Origin of the sequence: Porcipelethomonas sp., assembly GCF_051893655.1 — a bacterium.
GTDB lineage: Bacteria > Bacillota > Clostridia > Oscillospirales > Ruminococcaceae > Porcipelethomonas.
On record NZ_JBJFHN010000102.1, the window covers coordinates 1 to 9,054 of the forward strand.

Sequence of the window (9,054 nt, forward strand, 5' to 3'; positions counted from 1 at the left end):
GAGCATGCGGCTGTTAACCGCAGGGTCGTTGGTTCGAGTCCAACTTGGGGAGCCAAAATGCACCATTAGCTCAGTTGGTAGAGCAACTGACTCTTAATCAGTGGGTCCTGGGTTCGAGCCCCCGATGGTGCACCAGAGTTTAGCATGCAGATTATTTCTGCATGCTTTTTTGTTATTGAAGGCAAAAGAAAATATGGAGTGAACTAGTAAAAAACGATAATGTCACTCCATATTTTATTTGCCTGTATTATTTTTAATCATTAGTATGAATCCAACAGACCCTACTGGGAAAATGAAAAAATATGAGTGAATATAAGTACAAGTAATACTTACTTGCTTAAAAACATCATTAAATATGCCAAATATGATAATAATAAAATTTATTGTTATGAAAATTAAATATACAATATTATAATAAAATGCGATATTATATAATTTTTTACATTGAATTATATATTTATTATCATTTGTGTAGTTGCATAATAATAACCATCTCATAAAATTTTTCAGTACATTTGTATTATCTGATGTGGAATTGGAACATTTTATCTTTCGTTTTTTCTTTAGCTTTGGAGGTGTCTTCTTATGAACGATTGCGGTAAGTAGTCCGAATCGAAACATTATTAAATATAATAAACTTAGAAATAAATATAAAAAAATACTGGCACCATATGAAATACCTGAATTATTATTAATCATATTATTTACCAATTATTCAAAAATTTTCATATGTTATTATCACATCCTATTAGATCTTTATTATTATATTGTATAATATAATAAATGCAAACATAATAACACCTATAAATACTACAATAAATTTCATGAAAACATTGGTTGATGAATTATATATAATTGTTTCGGTTTGATCTTTGTTGATTTTTACTAATTTAGTATCAGTAATCCCTCTGATTTTATATATATTGTCATCTTTAATGATATACTGATTTCTATTCTTTAATTTATATGATATTATATCATAATTTGAATTTGTATCATCAACAGAATAATAAGATAATGGTTCTTTATAACCAGTTATTTTAATGCACTTGGATGATCGATGCATGTATATAAACAAATCATTTTTGCTATATTCCAAAAAATAAGCACTACTTATATAACATTTTATCCCGTATATAAAATTACCGTCTAAATCATAAATATTGATTTGATTTGTTAATCCTATAGCTATATTATTTTCTCCAACAGCAAAACATTCTATAGTTTCATCTTTGCATTCATCTGTTATAAATTCTATATCTGCATCACTATTTTCTATATTTGACATAGATAAATTTGTAACAGATTTATTTATTTCATTTGCATAAATTTCCGGCATATTACAAATTATAATAATATAAATTATAGCAGTAATTATATGTTTCAACATATCGCTCCTTGTGATAAGAGATGTAATGTAAAAATATAACGGGTTTCACAAAATGAAACCCGTTTTGTACTGTACAGTTATGCACATGGAGTGCCTGAATGGAATCGAACCATCGCACATGGCGTCGGAGGCCAATGCTCTATCCGCTGAGCTACAGGCACATTATATTAAAATTATATCAGATTCTATTGAAAAATGCAAGAGTTTATGTTATAATATTAAAGAATTTTTTTGTTTAATTATTTTTATGCTGCTAAATAATTTTATTAAATTCAGCTTTTATATTTGTATAAAGATATAATAAATACAGAAAACAAAAGGGAGAGAATTCTTTGAGCAGTTATATTTATATTTTAGTGTGTCAGACAGGAACAAAAGTTGCGAAAATCCTTAAAATGTTTACACGAAAGCCATATAACCATGTTTCTGTTTCTGCTGATCCATGTCTGGATGAGATGTATAGTTTCTGCCGTAACAACCCCAGCAGACCCCTTCCGGCTACATTTAACAGAGAAGTAGTAGGAAAGGGTACATTGGGTAAATTTAATAATATACCATGTGAAGTATACCGATTACCAGTAACCAAGAAACAGAAACAGCTATTTGAAAATAATATAGAATATTTTAAAAATAACCGTGAATATTTTTCTTATAATTGTATTGGACTTGGACTTATTTTCTTTCATATTGCTTATAAAAGAAAAAATAAATTTGTCTGTTCACAATTTGTAGGGTATATTATGGAAAAATCTGGAATAAAGCTTGATATACCCAAACCATTTTGTCTTTATACCCCGGAAGATTTCAGACATATAGGTTTTGCCAAACTTGTATATCAGGGGGAGCTTAACAAGTTTTACAGCGGTGTGCGTGAATACCAGCGGCTCAATCTGATTGACAAAGGCGTTCATACTGCATGACAATTTCAGTTGAAAGTTTAGCCTTGTCCGGCATCAGAATATATAATATTATTCCGGCAGTATTCTGAAAAGTCTTATTCTTATCTATATAAAATTTTTTATTAAGAATTTTTATTTCTGTTTTTTGCTTGCTGTTATTAACTTCTGCCATAACAAGCTGTTCTTTACTGACAGTATTGTAGGAGTTTAAATATGCTTTCATCAAGCCCCATACAAAGCCGTTTATCATTATATAAATGAAAACTGCCAGTATGGCGGCTCTTTTTATTTTCTTTTTTCTTTCCATTATTCCTCCTGGGACAATTCAATTAATGATTTAGCAATAGATTTTCCTATTAATTCTCCTGTGTACTTAACCTGCTCAAGAGTATTTCCATGGGTACCAACTTCAATCAACAGACTTCCCTGTGTCAGATCCTGATTATACTTTCTGTAGTCGAATAAAATCGGACGTGTAAGCCCCGGATAATCAGAAGATATCTGCTGCTGAATTAAAGACGCAAATCTGAAATTTTTCATATAATCCGGCATATCCATTGTACCGTCATCACAGCCGGATATAATCATTATCGGAGCTGCCTTTTTACTGTTTATTTCTACCGTAGGCTGCATGATACTGTCGCTTGTACCTATTGCGTCTCTATGTATATCAAGCACTACTTTTATTGACGGATTGTCTTTAAGAATCTTTTTAACAGTTTCCGCACTTCTTTCATAAGAACCATTATATGACGGATAATCATGAATTGTGGTATCGTGTATTACAGAAATACCAGCATTTTCAATTTGTCTGGCAATCTGATCGCCAATCATTACAACATTTTTTGAAGAATCAGTAGTACGATAATTGAAATCGGAATCAAAGAAATCTCTTTCATAAGGTTCAAAGCTTTCCGTTGTATGGGTATGCATAATAAGAACCTGCGGTTCATCATTTAGCTCTATTTGAAATTCAGGAAGTTTCCGGCTTTCTTCAAGAAGGACTCCGTTTGATATATCTGTTTCATTTCTTACCTGACCGCCGTCATCAAGACCTATATATTTTTCTCCGCTGTATCTTTCGAAGGTATATTTGTAAACAGTTCCTTCACCTGTATTCCATTCTGTCGGATACGGTTTAGGACCTGTTTCAGTATTTGCATTTGCTGTTTCACTTTCCTGTATTTCTTCCTCCCAGCCATATCCGCTTGATATAATATCTTCCTCGCCTGAAATACTCTGAAAATTAAAATCCATTTCCCCGGTATATTTTTCCGGATCATTTTCAAATCCAATTTTAAGTTCCCCGAGCTTTCCAGCGGCGGCTGCTATACCGGGCAGTGATTTGTAACCAGTAACTGCCGCAATAGAAAGTGCTGCTGCTGAAAGAATCAGAATTTTTTTTGATCTGCAACGGCGTCTTCTTCGTCTTCGCATTAAACCTCCCGCCTTTTCTTTTACTATTGGTAATTATTTATATTATATTCATTTTATTCAAAAAATATGTCGTTATAAATTCCAAAATAAAATCATAGTATATAATGTTCATTAGTTTTTAGGAGAGTACAATGTATAAATGCTGCAATATTAAAAAATTCATAAAGCTGCTTTTGTGTGATCTGGCTATTATATTGGCTGCTTGTTTAATAACTGCGGCAAGCAAAAATCAATGGACAGCTTTTAACAGTAAAAAAGAAGAAGCTGTTTTTGTTCCGATTATAATGTATCACAGCATAAAAGAAAATCCGGGAAACGACAGTGATTATGCAGTGTCACCGGATACTGTAGAAAGCGATTTGAAATATCTTAAGGAAAACGGATTTACCAGTATATTTGTAGAAGACATAGTAAATTATGTTTATAATAACAAACCGCTTCCTCAAAAACCAGTAGTAATAACCGCAGATGACGGATTTTACAATAACAGCTATTATCTTCTGCCATTGCTTGAAAAATATGACATGAAAGCAACGGTATCAGTTGTAGGATATTTCAGCGAATATATTGCCCAGAACGATCCTCATGTTCCTGAGTATTCATATCTTACATGGGATGATATTAAGGAAATGAATGAAAGCGGTCGGATAGAATTCGGAAATCATACTTATAATATGCATTCTTATAGGGAGCGAAAAGGCTGCTCTAAGCTCGAATGTGAAACAGAGGAGGAGTATGCTGAAAAATTTTATGAGGATATAGGACTTTTACAGTCTTTGATGAAAACAAATACGGGTATTGTTCCGACAGTTTTTACATATCCTTACGGATATATTTCTGAAGAGAGTATTCCGATGATAAAAGATATGGGCTTTTCTGCAGCCCTTAACTGCTATGAAAAGCCCAATTATATAACTCATGATCCGGATTGTTTGTTTACATTAAATAGATATAATCGCCCTGAAAATATTACTACGGAAGATTTCATGGAAAAATTATTATGGCATGAATAAGTGTTTTATTCATTTTGCGGATCAGATTGTTTTATCTGATTTTTCTCCTTTTTAAAATATTCATTTGTTTCTTTCGCCACAACTCCGCTCAGTGCCAGAAGAGCCGTTATATTAGGCAAAGCCATAAGACCGTTGAAAATATCTGCTATAGTCCATACTGCTGACACTGTCATGTAAGGTCCGATAAACACTGCAAATATATAAAGAAACCGATAAATTTTTACTATGGCCATATTTCTGTTTGTAAGATATTCAAGACAGCGTTCGCCGTAGTAATTCCAGCCGAGAATTGTAGTAAATGCAAAAAATACAAGGCATGCCATAATTATAAAAGAACAGACCTCTGCCGGAAGAAAATCAAGTCCCTTCTGATATGTATCAATAGTAACTTCAACGCCCTCAAGGGAAGTATCCTTCCATGAACCCATCATAATTATTCCAAGACCTGTCATGGTACATATAACAATGGTATCTATAAACGTTCCGGTCATAGAAACCAGTCCCTGACGGACAGGATCGCTGGTTTTTGCCGCAGATGCAGCAATAGGAGCAGAGCCTAGTCCGGCTTCATTTGAAAAAATGCCTCTTGCAACGCCTTTCTGAATTGCTATTGCCATTGACGCACCAATTCCTCCGGCAGCAGCTTTGAATCCGAAAGCAGACTGCATTATTTCTGCAAGAGCAGAGGGAATTCTTTTAAAATTGAACAGAATAAGAGTGAAGCAAGCAAGTATATAAATTATTGCCATAAAAGGAACTACAACCTGTGATACAGCTGATATTCTTTTTAAACCGCCTATAATTACCAGAGCTGTAAGAACCGTAAGAATAATTCCGGTGATAACTATTGATATTGAATATTCATTTCCGAAAACAGATATGGTATTGTTTTTTTCCGGATCGAAAAATCTTTGAACAGCTGAGGCAATTCCGTTTACCTGTGAAAATGTACCGATTCCAAAAAGACCTACACATGCTCCGAAAAAGGCAAACATTTTTGCAAGCCATTTCCACTTTGGACCCATTCCGTTTTCGATATAATAGAAAGGACCGCCAAGAACGTGACCCTTACTGTCAATGGTACGGTATTTTATTGCCAGAAAGCCTTCGGTATATTTTGTTGCCATACCAAAAAGAGCAGCAACCCACATCCAGAACAGTGCTCCTGGACCGCCGGAAAGAACCCCGACAGCAGTAGCAACTCCGACGATATTTCCGGTTCCTATTGTTGCCGAAAGGGAAGTGCATAGTGCGCCGAAGCTTGATACTTCACCGCTTCCGCCCTCTTCATTCCTGACCATGAATTTCAGTGCTTTTGGAAGCCGCCTTATCTGTATTCCCCGAAGCCTTATTGTAAGGTAAATTCCTGTAGCAAGTATAAGAGCTATTAAAGGAACACCCCATACCATACTATCAATCTTTTGCAGTATTTTTCCCGTGTTTTCCAGTATTTCGTCCAATTTGATTTCTCCTTGTTTTTTATTTATTCATCTGACGGTGTTCTTTTTTAAGCTCTTCAATCAGCTTATAAAGTTCCCAGCTTTGATTATGCTGAGTTACAATGCATTTCAAAGGAATATTAACATTATTTTTTTTCAGCGCTGCAAGGAGTTTGTCCATATCCTTGCTGTTAAATCCTGATAATATCAGGCATTCGTCTTCCGGCGGTTCAGGAACGGTGATGTTGCTTTCCTTGAAACCGTTAAACTTTGCAAGAAACCCGACCTTTTCTCCGGAGCATTCTTTTCCGCAAAGCTTAAGCTCTGCATCAAGAATATCCGCTGTGGTTTTTAGTCCTTCCAGATTACATTCCTGTATCATATATCCGATTATCAGGCGATTTGCACTGATTCTTATTCTTGATTTCATAAATTTAAATCCTTTCCTGCAGAAGTTCATTACAGTATTCTGTAACTGCTTTTCCATATCCTAAAAGAGCAAGACTTATATTATTTGCTTTATTGATCTGACTATCAGAAGAATTGACTATAGTATAAATATAATTTTCAATATTATATCCAATAGTATTGCTGATTTTGTTTCCATTGTAATCAATTACAGTCATTTTAAAATCATTAAAAATATTTTCAGCGGAAATATCCTGTATTTGTGCAGTATAAATTTCATTTTCTCCAGACATAGGAATAATACGGACTTCTCCTGTTTTTACATCTTCAAATTTAAGAGATATTCCTGACAAGGCTGAATTTACTTTGATGTTCAGACATACCTTTGAATTCAATGTTAAATATGCTGAGCGAATATCTGCCGACGGATCAGTTAAAACCTCTTTATATTCAGACATATCCGGATTCTGAACGACCGGCACTGAAATTCCGAAACTGTCAAAATATTCAGAAAAATTATTCATAACTTCTGTTTTAAAGCTGCTGTCATTGTAAAAATACTGCTGGGATTCGCAGCCGTACCGAAGAATATTAAGTATAAGTTTTTTGCATGAATCACCGTATACATTTGTCTGGTCACTTAAAATATGCTCCGAATATTTTAAAACAGAATATTCTGTGGCATTGTTTTCAGTATAAATAATTTCATCATTGCTTTCCGCATAAGCTTTTGTATAAATCAGCTGTCCCATCTGCGTTACCTGACAGGGGACTGTTGCTGTATATGTTCCGTCTGTTTCTTTTTCGCACCGTACTGACATATCAAGGCTATCACTGGCAAAAGAATAGTTAAATATAATATTGCTTGAAAGCAGTGACGGATCATTTACTGTTATGTAGTATTTCATATCTATTGATTGGTTTAAAAGCAGATTTGCATAATCGGTGGAAATACGCTTTACAGAACAATTTTCACATATACCGTCTGTAAACTGGTGATGTATCATATTAAAATTGGAATAGTAAATTTCTTCTGACCCGCATACAGATGTTTTATAGACAGTTCCATATTTGTCAGAAGGAACAGGGAGAGTATTATCTTTTGAATTATCAATATTCTGATGCCATATAATATTTTCCTGACTTCCATTTAACAGGTAACAAACTTCTCCGCTGTAAAATGAATCAAGTGGCATGGAAGTAGTTTTTGAATTGCCGTCATCACCTAGTTCTTCATTATAATAACAGTTTTTTATTCTTCCGTTCATATTTAATGCAATCGGTGTACTGATAACTATGTTTTCATCTGTCATTACAGTACAGCAGTTCTGAATCAGTCCGCTGCTTTGATTTTCAGCAGCAATACCGCCTGAACAGGTAGAACCTTCAGTGTATCCTGTAAATAATGAATTTTCAACAGTACCGGAATTGCAGCCGGCAATGCCTCCGGCAGCTCCTGAAGCTGAAATTACATTTCCTTCAACTGAAAGATTTTTTACCATTCCGGACAAAAAGCCAAACAAACCGCAGTAATTTGAATCTGTTCCGATATCATTTATATATAGTCCTGAAATCGTATATCCGTTTCCGTCAAAAGTTCCGGAATACGGACAGCTGTATGAACCGATCGGTGTCCAGCTTTCTGATGATTGAGAGCATATGGAAGATAAATCTATATCCGAAGTAAGCCGGGCATCAATACTGCTTTCGTTTTCCGATATATAGTCCGCAAACCATTTTAGTCCCTGTGCATCTGAAATAAGATAAACGCCGTTATCTGTGTCAGGCGTTTGAGCAGTAATTTTAAAATTATATAAAATAAAAACTGTAAAAGCGATAAATATAAATATTCCGGATGTTCTAACAGCTGATTTCATTATTCTGTCACCTCATAAGCACGTTTTAAACTGATTATATCATATAAAATGATATTTTTCAACCAATATACCAATATAATTAAACTAATTAAGAAAAACTGCTCTTTTCATAATAAAAACACTTTGAAAAAATATTAAAGTTTTGTAAAAAAACTTTTGTAAATGTGTTGCAAAAGTGGAAAAAGTAGTGTATAATATAGATAAAATAGTCGGTATGTTGTTAATGAAATTTGATTAACACGTATAATGCCGGTATTTTCAATGTATTTTAAGCTATAGAGCTTGAAATAACAGTATTGGAACCACCCATACTAATATCAAAATCAGAGCTTGCTATTAAAAGCAGGCAGAAAGGAAAAAATGTGATGAAGAAAGGTAAATTACTTTCAGCTTTTACATCAATAGCTCTGTTCGGCAGCATGTTCGCAGGCGTTTTGCCAACTACTGCATCTGCTGTAGACAGTGTTAATACCACGTTCTCTATGACTTCTGAAAAAACAAGCTATACGCTTGATGAAATCAAAGCTGGTGCCACTGCAAGAGTTTATGTAAAGGCAGGCGGCGAATTCCAGAATGATAACATCGTTGCTC

The 9,054-nt window shown here is 34.1% G+C and carries 9 protein-coding genes and 2 tRNA genes; 4 read left to right on the plus strand and 7 right to left on the minus strand.

Annotated features, from left to right (window positions below; translation table 11 throughout):
* The first annotated feature begins 59 nt into the window (after positions 1 to 59).
* Positions 60 to 135: transfer RNA gene (locus tag ACI4WO_RS06055), tRNA-Lys, on the plus strand.
* Between the two features lie 613 nt (positions 136 to 748).
* Here ACI4WO_RS06055 and ACI4WO_RS06060 read toward each other — a convergent pair.
* Entirely contained in the window at positions 749 to 1,387 is a 639-nt protein-coding gene (locus ACI4WO_RS06060; protein WP_439806666.1) for a hypothetical protein, read from the minus strand.
* 89 nt (positions 1,388 to 1,476) lie between these two features.
* A tRNA-Arg gene (locus tag ACI4WO_RS06065) sits at positions 1,477 to 1,551 on the minus strand.
* A gap of 171 nt (positions 1,552 to 1,722) precedes the next feature.
* Between ACI4WO_RS06065 and ACI4WO_RS06070 the strand changes: the two genes are divergently transcribed.
* A complete protein-coding gene (locus ACI4WO_RS06070) occupies positions 1,723 to 2,310 on the plus strand; it encodes a hypothetical protein (protein ID WP_439806667.1) in 588 nt (195 codons plus the stop codon).
* Here the strand turns inward: ACI4WO_RS06070 and ACI4WO_RS06075 are convergent.
* Positions 2,276 to 2,596: a hypothetical protein gene (locus ACI4WO_RS06075; RefSeq protein WP_439806668.1), complete on the minus strand. Its 321-nt coding sequence runs from the start codon at positions 2,594 to 2,596 to the stop codon at positions 2,276 to 2,278. The two genes, ACI4WO_RS06070 and ACI4WO_RS06075, sit on opposite strands and share 35 nt — an antisense overlap.
* A complete protein-coding gene (gene spoIIP, locus ACI4WO_RS06080) occupies positions 2,596 to 3,726 on the minus strand; it encodes a stage II sporulation protein P (protein ID WP_439806669.1) in 1,131 nt (376 codons plus the stop codon). The genes ACI4WO_RS06075 and spoIIP overlap by 1 nt, the downstream gene beginning before the upstream one ends.
* Positions 3,727 to 3,857: 131 nt before the next feature.
* Here spoIIP and ACI4WO_RS06085 point away from each other — a divergent pair, with 131 nt between their 5' ends.
* On the plus strand, positions 3,858 to 4,739 hold the full coding sequence (locus tag ACI4WO_RS06085; protein ID WP_439806670.1) for a polysaccharide deacetylase family protein: 882 nt from the start codon (positions 3,858 to 3,860) through the stop codon (positions 4,737 to 4,739).
* A 5-nt stretch (positions 4,740 to 4,744) separates the two neighbouring features.
* On the opposite strand, the gene ACI4WO_RS06090 is transcribed toward ACI4WO_RS06085, so the two are convergent.
* The 3 genes from ACI4WO_RS06090 to ACI4WO_RS06100 are packed head-to-tail and all read right to left on the minus strand — an operon-like array spanning position 4,745 to position 8,463.
* On the minus strand, positions 4,745 to 6,190 hold the full coding sequence (locus ACI4WO_RS06090; protein ID WP_439806674.1) for an alanine/glycine:cation symporter family protein: 1,446 nt from the start codon (positions 6,188 to 6,190) through the stop codon (positions 4,745 to 4,747).
* A 28-nt stretch (positions 6,191 to 6,218) separates the two neighbouring features.
* A complete protein-coding gene (locus tag ACI4WO_RS06095; protein ID WP_439806671.1) occupies positions 6,219 to 6,608 on the minus strand; it encodes a DUF3783 domain-containing protein in 390 nt (129 codons plus the stop codon).
* Between the two features lie 4 nt (positions 6,609 to 6,612).
* Positions 6,613 to 8,463, minus strand: coding sequence for a hypothetical protein (locus ACI4WO_RS06100; RefSeq protein WP_439806672.1), 1,851 nt, complete (start codon positions 8,461 to 8,463; stop codon positions 6,613 to 6,615).
* 365 nt (positions 8,464 to 8,828) lie between these two features.
* Between ACI4WO_RS06100 and ACI4WO_RS06105 the strand changes: the two genes are divergently transcribed.
* Positions 8,829 to 9,054: hypothetical protein (locus ACI4WO_RS06105; RefSeq protein ID WP_439806673.1), on the plus strand; the 226-nt coding region annotated here is incomplete at its 3' end.

Excerpts from the sequence above, each read along its gene's own strand:
- ACI4WO_RS06095 (WP_439806671.1), bottom strand. The coding sequence starts at position 6,608 with ATGAAATCAAGAATAAGAATCAGTGCAAATCGCCTGATAATCGGATAT.
- ACI4WO_RS06100 (WP_439806672.1), bottom strand. The coding sequence starts at position 8,463 with ATGAAATCAGCTGTTAGAACATCCGGAATATTTATATTTATCGCTTTT.
- ACI4WO_RS06075 (WP_439806668.1), bottom strand. The coding sequence starts at position 2,596 with ATGGAAAGAAAAAAGAAAATAAAAAGAGCCGCCATACTGGCAGTTTTC.
- spoIIP (WP_439806669.1), bottom strand. The coding sequence starts at position 3,726 with ATGCGAAGACGAAGAAGACGCCGTTGCAGATCAAAAAAAATTCTGATT.
- ACI4WO_RS06085 (WP_439806670.1), top strand. The coding sequence starts at position 3,858 with ATGTATAAATGCTGCAATATTAAAAAATTCATAAAGCTGCTTTTGTGT.